Below are 19,159 nucleotides of genomic sequence, written 5' to 3'. Positions count from 1 at the left end.
GTTTGCCATGAGCCTGGAAAACATTTCCTGTCAGAAAAGCTTCGGCGGCTGGCACAAACGCTACCGTCACAGCTCCGAGGTGCTGGGCTGTGACATGGTTTTTGCTGTGTACCTGCCGCCTCAGGCCGAGCTGGGGGGCAAGCTGCCGGTGCTGTACTGGTTGAGCGGTTTGACCTGTACAGATGAAAACTTCATGCAGAAGGCGGGTGCGCACAAGCTCGCCGCCGAGCTAGGCCTGATTATCGTCGCACCCGACACCAGTCCCCGTGGTCCAGAGGTACCAGGTGATCCAGACAACGCCTGGGACTTTGGCCTTGGCGCAGGTTTCTACGTCAATGCGACGCAGCAGCCCTGGGCCCAGCACTACCAGATGCACGATTACGTGGTCAAAGAATTGCCAGCGCTGGTAGAGGCGCATTTCCCGGCTTCGCAGCAGCGCGGCATCAGTGGCCACTCCATGGGCGGACACGGTGCGTTGGTCTGTGCCTTGCGTAACCCGGGGCGTTATCAGTCAGTGTCGGCGTTTTCCCCGATCAGCAATCCGATGGATTGCCCTTGGGGGCAAAAGGCACTTTCGCGGTACTTGGGTGAGGAGCGTGCGCGTTGGCGAGAGTGGGACGCCTCGGTGTTGATCAGCGAGGCCAGCGAGCGCTTGCCGCTGCTGGTCGATCAGGGAGATCGGGACGACTTCATCGCTAATCAGCTCAAACCAGAGGTATTGGCCCAGGCTGCACGAGCAGCCGGGCACCCCATGGAACTGCGGCTGCAGCCCGGCTACGACCATAGCTACTACTTCATCGCCAGCTTCATCGATGATCACCTGCGCCATCATGCCCAGGCCCTGTGCGAGGGCGGCAAATCCTGAGCCTAAGGTTGCGCAAAGCAGGTAGAATCACGCCCTGACTCACTCAGGGCGTTTTTTTATGCGTATTGGCCACGGCTATGATGTGCACCGTTTCGCTGAAGGCGATTTTATTACCTTGGGCGGTGTACAAATCCCACACACCTTTGGATTGCTTGCGCACTCTGACGGTGATGTCTTGTTGCATGCCTTGAGCGATGCCTTGCTCGGTGCCGCCGCCCTGGGCGACATCGGCAAGCATTTCCCAGATACCGACCCGCAATTCAAGGGCGCCGACAGCCGCGTGCTGTTGCGCCACGTGATCGGACTGCTGCATGACAAGGGCTGGAAGGTCGGCAACGTCGACGCGACCATCGTTGCCCAGGCACCCAAGATGGCTCCTCATATTCAAGACATGCGCATGCGGATTGCCGAGGATTTGGCCGTGGATCTCGATCAGGTCAACGTCAAGGCCACCACCACCGAGAAGCTGGGCTTCACCGGTCGCGAGGAAGGTATCGCCGTCCACGCCGTTGCCTTGTTGCTGCCAGCATGAACGAACAAGAACTGCTCGGCCCACGCGCCTGGGGTGAGGCCCTGGGCACCGCTGTACTGAAGGCGACCGCCGAAGATTTCCAGGTCGACGAAGTACTCGATATTCCCTTGAGCGGCGAAGGCGAACACCTGTGGTTGTGGGTGGAAAAGCGCGGCCTGAACACCGAGGAAGCTGCGAGGCGTTTGTCGCGCGCCGCCGGTGTGCAGGTGCGCCATATCAGCTACGCCGGCCTCAAGGACCGCCAGGCCCTGACACGTCAGTGGTTTAGCCTGCACCTGCCAGGCAAGGCAGACCCGGACCTCTCGGCTGCCGAGGACGAGACGCTGCGTATCCTCAAGCGTGCGCGCCATCAGCGCAAACTGCAGCGCGGCGCGCATTCGGCGAACGGCTTTACCCTGCGCCTGACCGGCCTCACGGCGGATCCGCAAGCGTTGCAAGCGCGTCTGGAGCGCATGGCAGAGCAGGGCGTTCCCAACTATTTCGGCACCCAGCGTTTCGGCCATGAGGGCGGCAACATGGCGGCCGCTCGGCATTGGGCTGAGCGCCAAGCCTTGCCCGAGCAGCGCAACACCCGCTCGCGCCTGCTCTCCAGTGCGCGTAGCTACTTGTTCAACCAGGTCCTGGCTGCACGGGTTGCAGAGGGCAGTTGGAATCAGGCGCGGGTTGGCGATTTACTGGCCTTTACCGACAGCCGCAGTTTCTTTCCTGCAACTGAAACAGAATGCAGCGATCCTCGTTTGGCCATTTTGGATCTACATCCCACCGGGCCGATGTGGGGCGCTGGCGACTCACCTGCCAGTGGCCTCTCTCATGAGTCGGAGCAAGAGGTGGCTCAGGCCAATCTGCCACTCTGCCAATGGCTGGCCATGGCGGGAATGGATCACGAACGTCGCATCCTGCGACTGCCCATCCAGGGGCTGACGTGGCATTATCCCGAGCCAGACATTCTGCAACTGGAATTCGTTCTCCCGGCCGGATGCTTTGCCACCGTGGTGGTGCGCGAACTGGTCGATCTGGTTTCGGCAGCACAGACGGACAGCCCATGCGTATTCTGATATCCAACGATGATGGGGTTATGGCCCCCGGTCTCGCCGCGCTTCATGCTGCGCTGGCGGACTATGCCGAGTGTGCAGTGATTGCGCCGGACCAAGACAAGAGTGGGGCCAGCAGTTCGCTGACCCTTGATCGCCCCCTGCATCCGCAAACCCTGAGCAATGGCTTTATCAGCCTCAATGGCACCCCCACTGACTGTGTCCACCTGGGCCTCAATGGCTTGTTGGCGCACGAGCCGGACATGGTCGTGTCCGGTATCAATCTGGGGGCTAACCTTGGGGATGACGTCCTTTATTCGGGGACCGTGGCGGCGGCACTGGAAGGGCGCTTCCTGGGCAATACCTCGTTTGCTTTTTCTCTGCTATCGCGCCAACCTGACAATCTGGGCACGGCGGCTTACTATGCTCGTAAGCTGGTCGAGGCCCATGAGCGGCTCAACTTGCCGCCACGTACGGTGCTCAACGTCAATATTCCGAACTTGCCGCTGGAGCGCATTCGTGGGGTCCAATTGACCCGCCTCGGGCATCGCGCCCGTGCTGCGGCACCGACCAAGGTGGTCAACCCGCGCGGCAAGGAAGGCTACTGGATCGCGGTGGCCGGGGATGCTGAAGATGGCGGTCCGGGTACGGATTTCCATGCGGTCATGCAGGGGTACGTGTCGATTACCCCATTGCAGCTTGATCGTACCTTCAATGATGCTTTCGAGAGCGTTCAAGATTGGCTGGAGGGTATGGGCTGATGCGAAAGCAGGATGATCTGATGCGTGGTGGCATAGGCTTCACCTCCCAGCGTACGCGCGAGCGGTTGATCCAGCGCCTGTGCGAGGAAGGGGTCACCAACGAGCGAGTGCTCGATGTCATCCGGCGTACGCCACGGCATATATTCGTGGACGAAGCATTGGCCCATCGCGCCTACGAAGACACTGCGTTGCCGATCGGCCACAACCAGACCATCTCCCAGCCGTTCATGGTGGCGCGCATGAGCGAGGTGCTGCTCGAAGACGGCCCGCTGGACAAAGTCCTGGAAATTGGCACCGGCTCCGGTTATCAGACTGCCATCCTGGCGCAACTGGTTGAGCGGGTGTTTTCGGTCGAACGCATCAAGGTCCTGCAGGATCGGGCCAAGGAGCGCCTGGTCGCACTCAATCTGCGCAACGTAGTGTTTCGCTGGGGAGACGGCTGGGAAGGCTGGCCGGCCCTTGCGCCGTATAACGGTATCATCGTCACTGCTGTCGCCAGCGAGGTCCCACCCGCATTGCTCGACCAATTGGCACCCGGAGGGCGGATGGTCATTCCGGTGGGGGCTGTTGGAGAAGTTCAGCAACTGATGCTGATTGTGCGTGAAGAACATGGATTTTCTCGCCGAGTGCTAGGCTCAGTCAGATTCGTTCCCCTGCTCCATGGGCCTTTGGCCTGAAATAAGCGTGCGCACTTGGGAATTCTGTCTCAATGCGCCGGTCTATGGGCCAATCGAACTTTAAAAAGTGCGTTCAATCAAACTTTGTCGCTACTTTGGCGTCGGTAATTCGTCGCCGTCTGGTTATAATTGCAACATTATTTCATTTGGTCACCACTAGAGGGAGCGGCGGGTGAGTCTCACAGTCATTCGGCAGCGTACGGGTCTATCGAGCTTAAAGCTTCTGGTGATTGGTCTTGCTTTCGGCACTTTGCTGGCAGGTTGCAGCAGCTCTTCCAGTTCATCGAGCAGCGCCCGCGTGGTTGATCGCTCAGCGCCCCAGCGACCGACCGTCACCACGGGCCAATATGTCGTGCGCAAGGGCGATACGTTGTTCTCCATTGCTTTCCGTTACGGCTGGGATTACAAAGCGCTCGCCGCGCGAAACAACATCCCTGCGCCGTACACGATTCATCCAGGCCAGGCGATCCGTTTTGACGGGCGCTCCAGCGGCGTTGCGACATCCGTGGTCACCCAATCCGGTTCCTCACCCTCGTCCTCAAGCAAAACCACGGTCTTCAAGCGGCCTGTCGATGCCAATGGCACCGTTGTGCCGGTCCCGCCTGCCTCGGGTGGCACGGCGTCTGTCAGTGCGCCAATAGCCACTCCAGTACCGGTTGGAGAGCGTTCGGTGGAGGGCTGGGCATGGCCTGCGAGCGGCGTTCTGATTGGTAAATTTGCTTCAAACGGTAGTTTGAATAAAGGCGTTGATATCGCGGGTGATTTGGGACAGCCTGTTTTTGCTGCCTCTGATGGTTCAGTGGTTTATGCCGGGAGTGGCTTGCGGGGCTACGGCGAGCTGATCATCATCAAGCACAATGATACTTACGTAAGTGCCTACGGCCATAACCGCAGGCTGTTGGTTCGGGAGGGACAGCAGGTCAAAGTCGGACAGACGATTGCAGAAATGGGGTCAACAGGGACAGACCGGGTGAAGCTGCATTTTGAAATTCGCCGCCAGGGTAAACCTGTAGATCCGCTGCAATTCCTGCCGCGTCGTTGATTGCATTCCCAGCCTGTTCCTTCACGTAAATGGGGACAGGCTCCAGCGCTGCCAAGGAGATCAGGCGTCGCTCGAGCTTGAGGTCGAACTCAGCAAAGGACTATAACAATGGCTCTCAACAAAGAAGCGCCGGAGTTTGACATCGACGATGAGGTGCTCCTTATGGAAACCGACATCGTTATGGAATCGGTGTCAGACGAAGAACCTGCTGTACCTTCGGTTCGTACCAAGGCTAAAAGCTCCACAGCGCTTAAACAGCATAAGTACATCGATTACACCCGGGCGCTCGATGCGACCCAGTTATATCTGAATGAAATCGGTTTTTCTCCTCTGCTCTCTCCTGAAGAAGAAGTTCACTTCGCGCGCCTGTCGCAAAGTGGAGATCCGGCAGGGCGCAAGCGCATGATCGAGAGCAACTTGCGGCTGGTGGTGAAAATTGCTCGGCGCTATGTCAATCGAGGCCTGTCATTGCTCGATTTGATCGAAGAAGGCAACCTGGGCCTGATCCGTGCCGTAGAGAAGTTCGACCCTGAGCGCGGCTTTCGCTTTTCGACCTATGCCACGTGGTGGATTCGCCAGACCATCGAACGGGCAATCATGAACCAGACCCGTACGATTCGCTTGCCGATTCACGTGGTCAAGGAACTCAATGTTTATCTGCGCGCTGCCCGCGAGCTGACTCAGAAGCTCGATCACGAGCCTTCCCCGGAAGAGATTGCCAGTCTGCTGGAAAAACCGGTTGGCGAGGTCAAGCGCATGCTAGGTCTGAACGAACGGGTTTCCTCGGTGGATGTTTCCCTGGGACCGGACTCAGACAAGACGCTGCTGGACACCCTGACCGACGATCGCCCGACGGACCCCTGTGAGCTGCTTCAGGACGATGATCTATCCCAGAGCATCGATCAGTGGCTCAGCGAATTGACTGACAAGCAGCGCGAAGTCGTGATTCGTCGTTTTGGCTTGCGGGGTCATGAAAGCAGCACCCTGGAAGATGTCGGCCTTGAGATTGGCTTGACGCGTGAACGTGTTCGCCAGATCCAGGTCGAGGGCCTCAAGCGCCTGCGCGAAATCCTTGAGAAAAACGGGCTTTCCAGCGAGTCTCTGTTCCAGTGATTCTGGTTTGACCTGATCGTATTACAGCGCCCTGATTTGTTCGGGGCGTTGTCGTGGGTGCGAAATAAAGTCAGAAGTGCTCTGCTACGTGTAAGCGATCTCTTACCGTTGATGTAAGTGATTGTTAGTAAACGCTGTGGCAGGCTGTCCAGAATGGATGCAATCCTTTATCTAACCCATTGAAAACAAAAGAAACTGGCCGGATGTGTCGATAGGTTTCAGTTTTTTTTTGAAAGGTTTCGTCGATTGCTTCGTCCGCCAGAATCTCTAGTATCAGCACTGTGTCTACGGACAGACACAGGCTGCCAAGGACGACGGCCAAGGACATCGCATGAAGCGATTCATCAGGACGATGACAGGGAATAGCAGGGACTACGGAAAAAATGTGGGCGGGTCATACCGCCCCTTTTTTTTGGTTCTTCACGGATTGCCGGGAAAAGCGCATTTGATCTTCAAGAAGAAAAATGCGCTGTCCCGGTAGCCGTAAGCCATTCGCTTGATGACCTTGATCCGATTGTTGATCCCCTCTAGTTGGCCTGTGTGCATTGGCCATCGAACTCTGCTCAAAATGCCTCGCCAGTAACCGCTCAGCCTTTTCGCGAACTGGATCAACGAAGGAATGCCGCTCTGCTTGGCATGCCCCATCCATTGTTTCCACGCCCTACGCCATTCCCACGCTGTTTCGCTCGACCATAGCGCTTTGAGCTCAGCCTTCATGATATAGACCGTCATCAGCGACTGATTGGCATCCAATAAATCCTGCAGATGTACCTGCTGCTCTTGGCTCTTCAGATTTTCGGGGTTGCGCAGCAAGAGCCAGCGGGCCTGCTTGACCACCTTTCTCGCCGGTTTGTCATGGCGCAGTCGGTTAGCCTCGTCGACTCGTACCCTGTCGATGACTTCACGACCGTATTTGGCGATGACATGAAACAGGTCGTAGACCACTCGCGCATTGCGGCAGTGATGTTTCACTTCCAGATCGAAGGCCGTATTCATATCCATGGCGACCGCTTCGATTTGTGAACACCGCTCTGGCCCCAGATCCTCGAAAAACGAGCGTATAGCTATCCGGCTGCGCCCTTCACCCACCCACAAAACGCGACGCGTATCGGCATCCAAGATCACGCTGGCGTAGCGATGCCCCTTGAACAAGGCGAACTCATCCATCACCAAGCGCTTGGGCTCGGCCTCGGGTAGTTCATGCAATGTTTGCTCAAGCGCGCGACGCTCCAGGACGCGCACTGTTTCCCAGTGCAGGCCAAAGAGTTGAGCGACATGGAGCGTTGCCATCTGGCGACAGGCTTTGATGACCGCTTGGCAAAGCCTTGCGCTAAGCCTGGCGTACCGATCAAGCCAACTGACCGACTCCATCCGAGTCCCGCAGTCCAGGCAACGCAGGCGTCTAAAAACAGCGGTAAGCGTGACAGGGTGGCCAAGAATTGGCAGATCCCGAATGGATCGCTCTGACTGGTCGTGGACAGCAAGGCAGGGCTTGAGGCAGCCGCTGCAAAGAGGAATCTGATTAGGTCGAGGGGTTAGGTTGATCTGGAGAGAGCCGCCAACGACTTGGGCGGAAGCCACAGAAAATCCATCCCAAAAAGGCAGGATCGTATTAATATCTGGCATGAGAACGGCGGTTTGGTTGATGGGTTTGCTCGCACGAACATCATCGGTCAAATCGCCGTTCTTTTTTGTCTATTTCCCAGGATTCCGTGAAGAACCTTTTTTTTTGCCTGTTTTTTACCGCGCATTAAAAAAGGCCCTCGTGGGGCCTTTTATTGAATCCGGTGCGTTTAGCGCTCCAGTTCAGCGATCTTGCCAGTCTTGCCATCCCACTCTTCAGCGTCCGGCATCGAATCTTTCTTTTCAGTAATATTCGGCCAGATGTCGGCAAGCTCGGCGTTCAACTCGATAAAGTTTTCCATGCCTGCTGGAATTTCGTCTTCCGAGAAGATCGCTACAGCAGGGCATTCAGGCTCACACAGCGCACAGTCAATGCACTCATCCGGGTGAATCACCAGGAAGTTAGGGCCTTCGTAAAAGCAGTCCACCGGACAGACTTCTACGCAGTCGGTGTACTTGCACTTGATGCAGTTGTCGGTGACGACGAAGGTCATTTCTCGTTTTCTCCTCAGGCGGCGGCAACGGAACCCATCCAGATAGGGCCCGTCAGGTTTGGGTCAGTCAGCCGGCGGACCAGGCTAGGAGTCCGCGGCGTTCCCAAACCGCGCCGGATTCTATCAGCTTGAGCGAGCGTGCGTTAGACCCGTGTCTTTAGTGTATAGAGCAATTCGATAGCTTGGCGGGGAGTGAGATTGTCGATATCGGTCCGTGCCAGCTCTTCGAGCACCGGGTGCGGCAGGCTGGCAAACAGATCGCTCTGATGAGGCACCAACTGCTGGCCCTGCTTGGCGGGCGGTGTTTCATGGGCCAGGCTCGATGTTTCCAGCCGGCTCAAGTGCTCACGCGCACGCTGGATTACAAGCCCTGGTACACCGGCCAGCTGTGCTACTGCAAGACCGTAGCTTTGGCTGGCAGGGCCAGGCAGCACATGGTGCAGGAACACGATTCGCTCATTGTGCTCGGTGGCGTTCAAGTGAACGTTGGCCACCAGTGGCTCGTTTTCAGGCAGTACCGTCAGTTCAAAGTAATGGGTGGCAAACAGCGTATAGGCACGTAACTGAGCCAGGCGCTCGGCGGCGGCCCAAGCCAGCGACAAGCCGTCGAAGGTGCTGGTGCCGCGACCGACCTCATCCATCAGTACCAGGCTGCGCTCGGTGGCGTTGTGCAGAATGTTTGCGGTTTCGCTCATTTCAACCATGAAGGTCGAGCGTCCACCGGCCAGGTCGTCACTGGAGCCGATCCGAGTGAAAATGCGATCCACCAAAGACAGCTCGCAACTGGCGGCGGGCACGAAACTACCAATATGGGCCAGCAGCACGATCAATGCCGTTTGACGCATGTAAGTCGATTTACCGCCCATGTTCGGACCGGTGATGATCAACATGCGGGTGCTGTCATCCAGCGCCAGGTCGTTTGCCACGAATGGCGTCGTCAACACCTGTTCAACCACCGGGTGGCGGCCCTGATTGATGCGCATGCACGGCTCTTCGACGAAGCTTGGGCAGTTCAGGTCCAGGTTCAAGGCGCGTTCGGCCAGGTTGCTCAGCACATCCAGTTCAGCCAGGGCTGCGGCGGTGTCCTGCAGCGGTGGTAAATGCCCGATCATGGTTTCGAGCAGTGCGTCGTACAGCATCTTCTCGCGTGCCAGGGCGCGGCTTTTGGCTGACAGGGCCTTGTCTTCGAAGGCCTTGAGCTCCGGAGTGATAAAGCGCTCGGCGCCCTTGAGCGTCTGGCGCCGGATGTAATCCCCCGGAGCCTGCTCGGCTTGCTTGCTGGGCAACTCAATAAAGTAGCCGTGCACGCGGTTGTAACCGACCTTGAGGTTGGCCAGGCCCGTTCGGGCTTTCTCGCGGGCTTCCAGATCGATCAGGAACTGGCCGGCGTTTTCACTGAGCGATTGCAGATCGTCAAGTTCGCTGTCGTATCCGGTCTTGAGCACGCCGCCGTCGCGGATAACCGCCGGTGGGTTGTCGATGATCGCCTTTTGCAGCAGGTCAGCAAGCTCGGGGTAGGTTCCGGCGATGGCGGCCAGGCGAGCCAGGTGCGGAGCTTCGAGCTCGGCCATGGCATTTTGCAGCTCTGGCAGCGCACCCAGTGCGTCTCGCAGGCGCGCCAGATCCCGAGGACGGGCATTGCGCAGGCCGATACGGGCGAGAATCCGCTCGATATCACCGATTTCCTTGAGCTGCGGCTGCAACTTCTCGAAGCGGTAGGCTTCCAGCAGGCAACGAATCGAGCTCTGGCGCGCGTTGAGCACTTTCAAGTCACGCAGCGGACGATTCAGCCAGCGGGTCAACAGGCGGCTGCCCATGGCGGTCTGGCAGCGGTCGATCACCGATTGCAGGGTGTTGTCACGGCCACCGGCCAGGTTGACGTCCAACTCGAGGTTGCGGCGGCTGGCGCCGTCGAGCACTACCGTGTCGTCCAGGCGTTCATGGCGCAGGCTACGCAGGTGCGGCAGGGCGGTACGCTGGGTTTCCTTGGCGTAGCCCAGCAGGCAACCGGCGGCGCCGATGGCGAGGGTCAGCTTCTCGCAGCCGAAGCCCTTCAAGTCCTGGGTCGAGAATTGCTGGCAGAGACTTTTGAATGCCGAATCCTTATCGAAGTCCCATGGTGCGCGGCGACGCGACCCCCGGCGTTTCTCGGCGGGCAGGCCCTGGGGCCAATCATCAGGGATCATCAACTCGACCGGATTGATGCGCTCAAGCTCTGCCAGCAGGTTTTCCCAGCCCTTGATCTCGAGCACGCTGAAGTTGCCGCTGGTGATGTCCAGCACTGCCAGGCCGAACAAGCGCTCATCGCCCAGTACGGCGGCGATCAGATTATCGCGACGCTCATCGAGCAGGGCTTCGTCACTGACGGTGCCGGGCGTGATGATGCGTACCACTTGGCGTTCGACAGGGCCCTTGCTGGTGGCCGGGTCGCCGATCTGCTCGCAGATCACCACTGATTCACCGAGCTTCACAAGCTTGGCCAGGTAGCCTTCGGCGGCATGGTACGGAATACCGCACATGGGGATAGACTGGCCAGCCGACTGCCCACGCGCAGTCAGGGTAATATCCAGAAGTTTCGCGGCTTTTTTCGCATCTTCGTAGAAGATTTCGTAAAAGTCGCCCATGCGGTAAAACATCAGCTGGTCCAGGTGCTGGTTTTTCAGCTTCCAGTACTGCTGCATCATCGGGGTGTGGTTTGAAAGGTCACTCATGCGCAAACGTGGCTCGCAGTGTCGATTAGACAATAAGGCAAGCGGCGAATAGTACAGGGATTTTCCTTCCCTTGCCGAATGCGGGGTCGCAATCGCCCCGCTTTGCATGGCGCAACTGGACGCTGTCGCAGCTTGCAGCATATTTGCCGGGGCAGGGCTCTTGCACGGGGGCTTGCCTGGTGTACGGTAGGCAACCGGATCCCCTCAATGGAGCGCCTCATGGACCCGATCACTCAACTTGCACGCACCCTCGGTGAACGTCTTCGCAGTCTCAATGCCCAAGTCACCACGGCCGAGTCCTGCACCGGTGGCGGTATTGCCGAGGCCATCACCCGGATCGCTGGCAGCTCAGCCTGGTTCGAGGCCGGTTACGTGACCTATTCCAATGCTCAGAAGACCAGGCAACTGGGTGTGCCTGACGAGCTGTTCGCTCGTGTCGGTGCGGTCAGTAAAGAAGTGGTCGAGGCCATGGCCAGAGGTGCGCGCGCTGAAAGCAGCGCCGAGTTTGCCGTGGCGGTCAGTGGTATCGCCGGGCCCGAAGGCGGCTCGCCGCAAAAACCGGTCGGTACCGTCTGGCTCGCCTGGTCGGTCGGTGAGCGCGAGCTGGCAGAATGCCGGCATTTCCCCGGAGACCGGGACGACGTCCGCCGACAAACGGTGAAGGCCGCGCTAGAGGGGCTGATACAGCTTGCCGCCGAAGAAATAACAAATCGGGGGTAGGCGGTTGCAAAACCCTGTGGAATAATACTGGCTACTTATACAGTTATTTATGGCCGACAGGCCTTATTGAATTTACGAGGACTTCAATGGACGACAACAAGAAGCGTGCCTTGGCTGCGGCCCTGGGTCAGATCGAACGTCAATTCGGTAAAGGCGCGGTCATGCGCATGGGCGATCACGAGCGCCAGTCCATCCCGGCCATCTCTACCGGCTCGCTGGGTCTGGACATCGCCCTAGGCATTGGCGGCCTGCCAAGAGGTCGTATTGTCGAAATCTACGGTCCTGAATCTTCGGGTAAAACCACGCTGACCCTGTCCGTCATTGCCCAGGCCCAGAAAATGGGTGCTACCTGTGCATTCGTCGATGCCGAGCACGCCTTGGACCCAGAGTACGCCGGCAAGCTGGGCGTCAATGTCGATGACCTGCTGGTCTCCCAGCCAGACACCGGCGAACAGGCCCTGGAAATCACCGACATGCTGGTGCGCTCCAATGCCGTTGACGTGATCATCGTCGACTCCGTCGCAGCATTGGTCCCCAAGGCCGAGATCGAAGGCGAAATGGGCGACATGCACGTGGGCCTGCAGGCTCGTCTGATGTCCCAGGCGCTGCGTAAGATCACCGGTAACATCAAAAACGCCAACTGCCTGGTCATCTTCATCAACCAGATCCGCATGAAAATCGGCGTCATGTTCGGCAGCCCAGAGACCACTACCGGTGGTAACGCGCTGAAGTTCTACGCTTCGGTTCGTCTGGATATTCGCCGTACCGGTGCGGTTAAAGAAGGTGATGAGGTTGTCGGTAGCGAAACCCGCGTCAAAATCGTTAAAAACAAGGTTGCACCGCCTTTCCGCCAGGCTGAATTCCAGATCCTGTACGGCAAGGGTATCTACCTGAATGGCGAAATCATCGATCTGGGTGTACTGCATGGCTTCCTGGAAAAAGCCGGCGCCTGGTACAGCTACCAGGGCAGCAAGATTGGTCAGGGCAAGGCAAACTCTGCCAAGTTCCTGCAAGAAAACCCGGAAATCGGCGCCGCTCTCGAGAAGCAGATTCGCGACAAACTACTGAACGGTGGGGCAAACGCCAATCCTGTTACTGCTAAAGCAGTAGAAGAAGCGCCAGAAGACGCCGACGCCAACTTCTGATCCCATGTCCGCCGTACTTGATACCCCCGTCGCGGTGCGACGGACAGCCATGGACCTGCTCGCACGACGCGAGCACGGTCGAGTCGAACTGACGCGCAAACTGCGTCAGCGCGGCGCTCCCGAAGAACTGATCAATGAAGCGCTCGACCGTCTGACGGAAGAGGGGCTTCTCAGTGAATCCCGCTATCTGGAAAGCTTTATCGGCTATCGCGCTCGTGCCGGGTACGGCCCTGTTCGCATCCGCGAAGAGCTCGGGCAACGCGGGCTAGCGCGTTCTGACGTCGAGCAGGCCTTGCGCGAATGCGAGGTCGATTGGCAGGAGCGCTTGCATGACACCTGGGAGCGGAAGTTTTCCGGTCAACTTCCTTCAGACCCGCGCGAGCGAGCAAAGCAAACACGCTTCCTGGTCTATAGAGGGTATTCGATGGACATGGTGGGTCGCTTGTTGAGCGGCCGTGACCTGTATGACTGAATGACGATGCTGCCAACCTTTTCAGGTTGGCAGTTTTGTTTCTGGCTTCAGGTAACTTTCAACGGCTCACGCGACGAGCGTTGTACCGAAGGGCTTTGTGGTTGCCCAGGTGCGTTAACGCGGTTTTCTTCGAGGTTGATGAAGTCGATCAGTGTACGCAAACGGCCATTGTCGCGACCATTGAAGGTAAAGGCCAAACGAGCCAGATGGCTGTACTGGGGCTCGTTGTGCTCCTCGCCGTTGTAGGCATGCTGATGGAAGGTGTCGCTCAGGCACAGGCCGGCAAAGTCGGTCTGAAGCGCTGCCAAGGCATTGTCGTTCAGTGCGTGGTGCATGCGAATGACAAACTGGTTTTTCAGCCAGCGGCTGGAGTGGTAGTTGCTATAGAACTGATTGATTTCCTCCACGGCGTCCTCGGCGCTGTAGACCAGCTTCATCAGTTTCATGTCGCTGGGCAAAATGTAGCGATTGTCTTCCAGTTCGCGCTTGATGAAACTCAAGGCTTCCTTCCAGAACGTTCCGCCTGGGGCATCCAATAGCACTACAGGCACCAGCGGGCTCTTGCCTGTCTGGATCAGGGTGAGTACTTCCAAAGCTTCATCCAGCGTGCCGAAGCCGCCAGGGCACAGCACCAGTGCATCAGCCTCCTTGACGAAGAACAACTTGCGAATAAAGAAGAAGTGGAACGGCAGCAGTTTGTCGGTGCCTTCGACCGTTGCATTGGCATGCTGCTCAAAGGGCAGGGTGATATTGAACCCGAGGCTATGATCCACCCCGGCCCCTTCATGGGCAGCGGCCATGATGCCACCACCGGCACCGGTGATGACCGTCAAGTCTGAGCGTGCCAATGTTGCGCCAAGCTCACGGGCCAAGGCGTATAAGGGGTGTTCGACAGGCGTTCTGGCTGATCCGAAAACCGTAACCTTGCGTTTGCTCTTGTACTGCTCCAGAACGCGAAAGGCGTGATCCAGTTCGCGCAGTGTCTGTAGGGTGATCTTGGCGTTCCAGCGATCGCGATCGTCCTGGGCCATGCGCAGGACTGTCAGCATCATGTCGCGATAAAGTGGCTGGTTCGGACTATTAGGGGCCACCAGGTTGATCTGTTCTTCGACCTTGCTGGTGAGGTCGACACCGTTACTCTTGAAGTAAGTGGATAGAAAATCATTCGGTTTGTACGGCATTCAACGTCTCCTTCTGCATCGCAATCTTTGCCCTGCGGTAATACTTGCGCAACCCGGCAGGGCAATACCTCCGCTCGTCCATCAGGAAAGGGGGATTCGTCTCTCTAAATCTAGACCCTGGCGGGTCTTTATGCTGACGGGATCACGTGACATGTATGCGCGCCAGCTTCAGGGGCGGTGCGCATAATGGGGAGTTACTTCTTTTTCGGCGGGTTGTTCATGCCGCAGTCGGCAGCGGTAAAGCGTTCAGTTGTTACAGGGCGATTGGTTTTGTACTCGGTAAAGTCGTAGCGCATCACTGCACCCTTGGCCATTAATTGACGATAGCCATTGTTCAGGCAAACACTCTTGCCCAATTGGAATCGTACATCGTCCGGGTTGGCGCGCATTTTCGCCGCATGGCTGTCCCGCACGCTCAGGTGATTGATCAGTTCATTGCCCTTTACGGTGTAGCCCTGGTCGAGAATATCGTCGTTGATCGCCCGAGGGGTGCCGACGCTGCTTTCCTTGGCGACCTTGTCCAGCATCTTGCCCAGCTCAAAGTCTTTCAGCGATGCAGCCTGTGCGCTCAAGGGCAGGGCCAGCAGCAAGGTGATGGACGGAACGATAAAACGCAGCATGCAACTCTCCTGATTCGGTGGCTGGCGATTGGACCAGCGACCTGGCGGTACGTTCATTGCCGCCAGTATAAGGGAGCTTACGATGGCGCTCTATCCCGTTGGTGGGAAGGGCAATCTGATAGACTCGCGCCTTTGAGCTTGCGAGTTGTTGTCGTGTCGATTCATTCCTGCTTTCGTTGCCCGCGCCCATGAGTAATGCTGTTTCCCTATTGCGTGATGGGCGCCTTGCCCGATGCATCAAGCCCTTTACCGCCCGCGGCTCGCGCGCACCGCGCTGCCCTGATTGCCGGGTAATCCCCAGCCATTGTTTGTGCGCATGGCGGCCTCGCGTCGAAGCGCGCTCGGGTATGTGCCTGGTCATGCATGATGTAGAACCGCTCAAACCCAGTAATACCGGTTGGTTGATCGCCGATACCATCGTCGATACCCGTGCCTTCAACTGGCAGCGCACACAGGTGGACGAACAACTGCTTGCGCTGCTGGACGATCCCAAGTGGCAACCTTATCTGGTTTTTCCTGGCGAATTTGTCGAGCCACAACGGGTGGTGACCCAAGTGACGCCGCAGAATGGCAAGCGACCGCTGTTCATCCTGCTGGATGCAACCTGGAACGAAGCACGCAAAATGTTTCGTAAAAGTCCGTACTTTGATCGCCTGCCGGTCCTGAGCCTGGAGCCGGATCGTTTGTCTCGCTACAAACTGCGGCGCTCCAAACGTGATGACCATTTCTGCACTGCGGAAGTGGCGGCCATGTGTCTTGAGCTGGCCCAGGATCAAACCGCAGCCGATGCGCTGGATGCCTACCTTGATGTCTTCAGCACCCATTACCTGAGCGCCAAGTTCCAAATGCCAATTGATGCGCAGGACGAAGTGCACATGCGTCTGCAGCCTTATCTATAGGGTCGCATTGGGGGTGTTGAGAGAGCCGATGAGCCCTAGAATGGCAATATGGCTCCTTCGAACTTGACCACCCGGGCCGGTCTCGGCATCCTTGGCGCCGATTCGGGCACGACGAAGGCCTGGGCACACGTATTTTCGGGCGTTAGGGAATGTCCAGCGGCGCGCGGTACACAATACCGGCGCCTTGAGTTGCCTCGGCAAGCGTCCTCAAAAAGGCGTTTGCACTGAACAGGATCATTTGATCGATGGCCACATACGAAATCCTGATAGCCGATGACCACCCTCTCTTTCGCAGTGCATTGCACCAAGCCCTGACCCTGGGCCTGGGCAAGGAGACGCGACTGGTCGAAGTCGCGAGTATCGCTGAGCTTGAAACCCGCCTGACGGAGAAATCCGATTGGGATCTGGTCCTACTGGATCTGAATATGCCAGGCGCCTACGGCTTTTCTGGCCTGGTGCTGCTTCGCGGGCAGTATCCACAAGTGCCGGTGGTGATGGTCTCGGCCCAGGAAGAAGCCTCGGTGATGGTGCGTTCGCGCGAGTTCGGCGCAAGCGGCTTCATCCCTAAGTCCAGTTCGCTCGAAACTATCCAGCAGGCGGTGTGCAAGGTGCTCGATGGCGATGTCTGGTGGCCGCCACAAGCGTTTGAGGCTGTCAGTGTTTCGGCTGAGGCCAAGGCTGCCAGCGAAGGCCTTGCCAGCCTCACTCCGCAGCAGTTTCGAGTATTGACGATGGTCTGCGAAGGTTTGCTGAACAAGCAGATTGCCTATGAGTTGAGCGTGTCCGAAGCCACGATCAAGGCACATGTCACGGCTATATTTCGCAAGCTGGGTGTGCGTACACGTACCCAGGCGGCCTTGCTTTTGCAACAACTCGAATCAATCTCGTCTAATTGAAGCGTGTGTCTTCACGCTTTTTTGACCGGATCTGAATTAGCGTTTCCCACCTCCCTGGTTGCAGAAATTTCATCTATGTCTCCCTTTAAAGGCCAGACCGGCCTCAAACGTATTTTCAATGCCGCGGGCTATTCACTGGACGGTTTGCGCGCCGCTTTTATTGGCGAGGCAGCCTTTCGTCAATTGGTACTGCTTAACGTATTGATGGTGCCTGTCGCGTTTTTACTCGATGTCAGCCGTGCCGAGCGTGCCGTGTTGATCGCAGTGTGCCTGCTGGCCTTGATCGTGGAGTTGTTCAACTCAGCGGTTGAGGCGGCGATCGACCGCATTTCCCTGGACAGGCACCCGCTGTCCAAGAACGCCAAGGACATGGGGAGCGCAGCGCAATTGGTTACACTGACCATGATTGCTGTGGTATGGGGCGTCATACTGCTTTAGGCAATATTGGGCAGAACGATTTCGTCGCTGCGCCTGACCCCGGCGGTGAAGGTGCGGCACAGCTCCAGGAACTCGCGCATGGCTGGGGTCTGGAATTTCTGTTTGTGCCAGATGAAGTAGAACTGTCGAGCGAGATCCAGCTCCGGGGTCTCGATAGGAACCAGGCTGCCCCGACGAAAGGCATCGCGCAGTGCCAGCCGTGAAATGCAGCCGATGCCAAGGCCCGACTCGACGGCGCGCTTGATGGCTTCGGTGTGCTCGAGCTCCAGGCGGATATTCAGCGAATTGCGATGGTGACGCATGGCTTGATCGAACGTCAGGCGTGTGCCCGAGCCTTGTTCGCGCAGGATCCATGCCTCACCGGTCAGGGTTTGCATGTCGACACTGGCACGATTGGCCAAGGGGTGTTGTGGCGCGCAGAACACCACCAGTTCATCCTCTACCCATGGATGTACTTCCAGATCGCGGTGATTACAATCGCCCTCGATCAGGCCCAGATCGATTTCATAGTGAGCCACTTGTTGCACGATATGAGCAGTGTTCTGGACGTGCAGCTTGACCTGGCTTTCTGGATGCTGCTGCATGAAGCTGCCGATCAGCAGGGTTGCCAAATAATTGCCGATCGTCAAAGTGGCCCCTACCGCCAAAGAGCCGAAGCCGGACTTACCGTTGAGCAAGTCTTCGATTTCCTTGGCCTGGTCCAGCAGGGCGACGGCCTGGGGCAACAGTTGATGGCCCAGGGCGTTGAGGCTCAGGCGCTTGCCGGCGCGGTCGAATAACTGGCAACTGCACTGGCGCTCAAGTTCAGTGATGGAAGTACTGGCCGCCGACTGCGACAACGCCAGCAGGCCAGCAGCACGCGAGACGCTTTCCTGCTGGGCCACGGCAACGAATACCTGGAGCTGACGCAAAGTAAATCGCATATCTATATAACCAATAACCTATATCTTAATAACCCATTTAACAGATATTCTCGCGTTCTCTAAACTACGGCACATCGCGCTTTCGCTCAGCGCCGCGTTTTTCTTCAGGAGCCCCTGTACATGAGCAACATGAACCACGAACGTGTCCTCAGTGTCCACCACTGGAACGACACCCTGTTCAGCTTCAAGTGCACTCGCGACCCGGGCCTGCGCTTCGAGAACGGTCAGTTCGTGATGATCGGGCTGCAACAAGAGACTGGCCGCCCACTCATGCGCGCCTATTCCATCGCCAGCCCGAACTGGGAAGAGCATCTGGAGTTCTTCAGCATCAAGGTGCCGGACGGCCCGCTGACCTCTCAGTTGCAGCACCTCAAGGAAGGCGATGAGATCATCATCAGCAAGAAGCCTACCGGGACCCTGGTGCTGGACGACCTGAACCCTGGCAAGCATTTGTACCTGCTCAGCACCGGTACCGGGCTGGCGCCATTCATGAGCGTCATCCAAGACCCGGAAACCTACGAGCGCTTTGAAAAAGTGATCCTGGTTCACGGTGTTCGCTACGTCAACGAAGTCGCGTACCGTGAGTTCATCACCGAGCATCTGCCACAGAACGAGTTCTTCGGTGAGTCCCTGCGGGACAAGCTGATCTACTACCCGACCGTCACCCGTGAACCCTTCGAGAACCAGGGTCGCCTGACGGACCTGATGCGCAGCGGCAAGTTGTTCAGCGATATTGGCCTGCCACCGATCAATCCTCAGGACGACCGTGCGATGATCTGCGGCAGCCCGAGCATGCTGGATGAAACCAGCGAAGTGCTCGACAGCTTCGGCCTGAAGGTATCCAGGCGGATGCGTGAGCCAGGTGACTACTTGATCGAGCGCGCCTTCGTCGAGAAGTAACCCGCTGAAAAGAAAACGCCCGATCAACATGGCTTGATCGGGCGTTTTTTATTGCCCCGTGTCTGTGAGAGCTGGGCTTGCCCGCGAGACGTCATGCCTGACACACCGCGGCGCTT

At 57.7% G+C, this 19,159-nt stretch carries 20 protein-coding genes; 14 read left to right on the top strand and 6 right to left on the bottom strand.

Annotation, left to right across the window (positions count from 1 at the left end; genetic code table 11):
• Positions 1-7: 7 nt before the first annotated feature.
• From fghA to rpoS, 7 genes are all read left to right on the top strand, one after another.
• Positions 8-865 (top strand): S-formylglutathione hydrolase, encoded by an 858-nt coding sequence (gene fghA / locus AC3IX4_RS23005; RefSeq protein ID WP_489257657.1) that lies wholly within the window; start codon positions 8-10, stop codon positions 863-865.
• A 58-nt stretch (positions 866-923) separates the two neighbouring features.
• Complete coding sequence (ispF, locus tag AC3IX4_RS23000; protein ID WP_489257656.1) at positions 924-1,397, top strand: 2-C-methyl-D-erythritol 2,4-cyclodiphosphate synthase; 474 nt, start codon at positions 924-926, stop codon at positions 1,395-1,397.
• Positions 1,394-2,452, top strand: coding sequence for a tRNA pseudouridine(13) synthase TruD (gene truD / locus AC3IX4_RS22995; RefSeq protein ID WP_489257655.1), 1,059 nt, complete (start codon positions 1,394-1,396; stop codon positions 2,450-2,452). Before ispF ends, truD begins: the two co-directional genes overlap by 4 nt.
• The gene (gene surE, locus AC3IX4_RS22990) at positions 2,440-3,189 is read left to right on the top strand and encodes a 5'/3'-nucleotidase SurE (RefSeq protein ID WP_489257654.1); all 750 of its coding nucleotides are present in this window, start codon (positions 2,440-2,442) and stop codon (positions 3,187-3,189) included. Before truD ends, surE begins: the two co-directional genes overlap by 13 nt.
• Positions 3,189-3,866: a protein-L-isoaspartate(D-aspartate) O-methyltransferase gene (locus AC3IX4_RS22985; RefSeq protein ID WP_489257653.1), complete on the top strand. Its 678-nt coding sequence runs from the start codon at positions 3,189-3,191 to the stop codon at positions 3,864-3,866. Before surE ends, AC3IX4_RS22985 begins: the two co-directional genes overlap by 1 nt.
• Positions 3,867-4,038: 172 nt before the next feature.
• Positions 4,039-4,908, top strand: coding sequence for a peptidoglycan DD-metalloendopeptidase family protein (locus tag AC3IX4_RS22980; RefSeq protein WP_489257652.1), 870 nt, complete (start codon positions 4,039-4,041; stop codon positions 4,906-4,908).
• 108 nt (positions 4,909-5,016) lie between these two features.
• Positions 5,017-6,021, top strand: coding sequence for an RNA polymerase sigma factor RpoS (gene rpoS / locus AC3IX4_RS22975; protein WP_489257651.1), 1,005 nt, complete (start codon positions 5,017-5,019; stop codon positions 6,019-6,021).
• A 420-nt stretch (positions 6,022-6,441) separates the two neighbouring features.
• Here rpoS and AC3IX4_RS22970 read toward each other — a convergent pair whose 3' ends face one another.
• From AC3IX4_RS22970 to mutS, 3 genes are all read right to left on the bottom strand, one after another.
• Positions 6,442-7,647, bottom strand: coding sequence for an ISL3 family transposase (locus AC3IX4_RS22970; protein ID WP_489256731.1), 1,206 nt, complete (start codon positions 7,645-7,647; stop codon positions 6,442-6,444).
• Positions 7,648-7,814: 167 nt separating this feature from the next.
• Entirely contained in the window at positions 7,815-8,138 is a 324-nt protein-coding gene (gene fdxA / locus AC3IX4_RS22965) for a ferredoxin FdxA (protein ID WP_489257650.1), read from the bottom strand.
• Between the two features lie 143 nt (positions 8,139-8,281).
• Entirely contained in the window at positions 8,282-10,849 is a 2,568-nt protein-coding gene (gene mutS / locus AC3IX4_RS22960; protein WP_489257649.1) for a DNA mismatch repair protein MutS, read from the bottom strand.
• Positions 10,850-11,068: 219 nt separating this feature from the next.
• Here mutS and AC3IX4_RS22955 point away from each other — a divergent pair, with 219 nt between their 5' ends.
• From AC3IX4_RS22955 to recX, 3 genes are all read left to right on the top strand, one after another.
• Positions 11,069-11,569 carry a CinA family protein gene (locus AC3IX4_RS22955; RefSeq protein ID WP_489257648.1) on the top strand — a complete coding sequence of 167 codons (501 nt, stop codon included), beginning with the start codon at positions 11,069-11,071 and terminating at the stop codon, positions 11,567-11,569.
• Between the two features lie 86 nt (positions 11,570-11,655).
• On the top strand, positions 11,656-12,714 hold the full coding sequence (recA, locus tag AC3IX4_RS22950) for a recombinase RecA (protein ID WP_489257647.1): 1,059 nt from the start codon (positions 11,656-11,658) through the stop codon (positions 12,712-12,714).
• Positions 12,715-12,718: 4 nt separating this feature from the next.
• On the top strand, positions 12,719-13,186 hold the full coding sequence (recX, locus tag AC3IX4_RS22945) for a recombination regulator RecX (protein WP_489257646.1): 468 nt from the start codon (positions 12,719-12,721) through the stop codon (positions 13,184-13,186).
• Positions 13,187-13,233: 47 nt separating this feature from the next.
• Here recX and AC3IX4_RS22940 read toward each other — a convergent pair whose 3' ends face one another.
• Together AC3IX4_RS22940 and AC3IX4_RS22935 are read right to left on the bottom strand one after the other, a co-directional pair.
• Complete coding sequence (locus tag AC3IX4_RS22940; RefSeq protein WP_489257645.1) at positions 13,234-14,367, bottom strand: LOG family protein; 1,134 nt, start codon at positions 14,365-14,367, stop codon at positions 13,234-13,236.
• A gap of 194 nt (positions 14,368-14,561) precedes the next feature.
• Positions 14,562-14,987 carry a quorum-sensing-regulated virulence factor family protein gene (locus AC3IX4_RS22935; RefSeq protein WP_489257644.1) on the bottom strand — a complete coding sequence of 142 codons (426 nt, stop codon included), beginning with the start codon at positions 14,985-14,987 and terminating at the stop codon, positions 14,562-14,564.
• A 188-nt stretch (positions 14,988-15,175) separates the two neighbouring features.
• On the opposite strand from AC3IX4_RS22935, the gene AC3IX4_RS22930 reads away from it, so the two are divergent.
• The 3 genes from AC3IX4_RS22930 (at position 15,176) to AC3IX4_RS22920 (ending at position 17,220) form a co-directional block, all read left to right on the top strand.
• Positions 15,176-15,886 carry a tRNA-uridine aminocarboxypropyltransferase gene (locus AC3IX4_RS22930; RefSeq protein ID WP_489257643.1) on the top strand — a complete coding sequence of 237 codons (711 nt, stop codon included), beginning with the start codon at positions 15,176-15,178 and terminating at the stop codon, positions 15,884-15,886.
• A gap of 245 nt (positions 15,887-16,131) precedes the next feature.
• A complete protein-coding gene (gene erdR, locus AC3IX4_RS22925) occupies positions 16,132-16,782 on the top strand; it encodes a response regulator transcription factor ErdR (protein ID WP_489257642.1) in 651 nt (216 codons plus the stop codon).
• A 75-nt stretch (positions 16,783-16,857) separates the two neighbouring features.
• A complete protein-coding gene (locus AC3IX4_RS22920) occupies positions 16,858-17,220 on the top strand; it encodes a diacylglycerol kinase (protein WP_489257641.1) in 363 nt (120 codons plus the stop codon).
• On the opposite strand, the gene AC3IX4_RS22915 is transcribed toward AC3IX4_RS22920, so the two are convergent.
• Positions 17,217-18,143, bottom strand: a complete 927-nt coding sequence (locus AC3IX4_RS22915; protein ID WP_489257640.1) for a LysR family transcriptional regulator — start codon at positions 18,141-18,143, stop codon at positions 17,217-17,219. The two genes, AC3IX4_RS22920 and AC3IX4_RS22915, sit on opposite strands and share 4 nt — an antisense overlap.
• A 120-nt stretch (positions 18,144-18,263) precedes the next feature.
• Here AC3IX4_RS22915 and fpr point away from each other — a divergent pair, with 120 nt between their 5' ends.
• Complete coding sequence (gene fpr, locus AC3IX4_RS22910) at positions 18,264-19,043, top strand: ferredoxin-NADP reductase (RefSeq protein WP_489257639.1); 780 nt, start codon at positions 18,264-18,266, stop codon at positions 19,041-19,043.
• The last annotated feature ends 116 nt before the right edge of the window (positions 19,044-19,159 follow it).

The organism is Pseudomonas sp. KH_021 (assembly GCF_057838865.1).
This window is presented reverse-complemented; position numbering and strand designations above follow the sequence as displayed.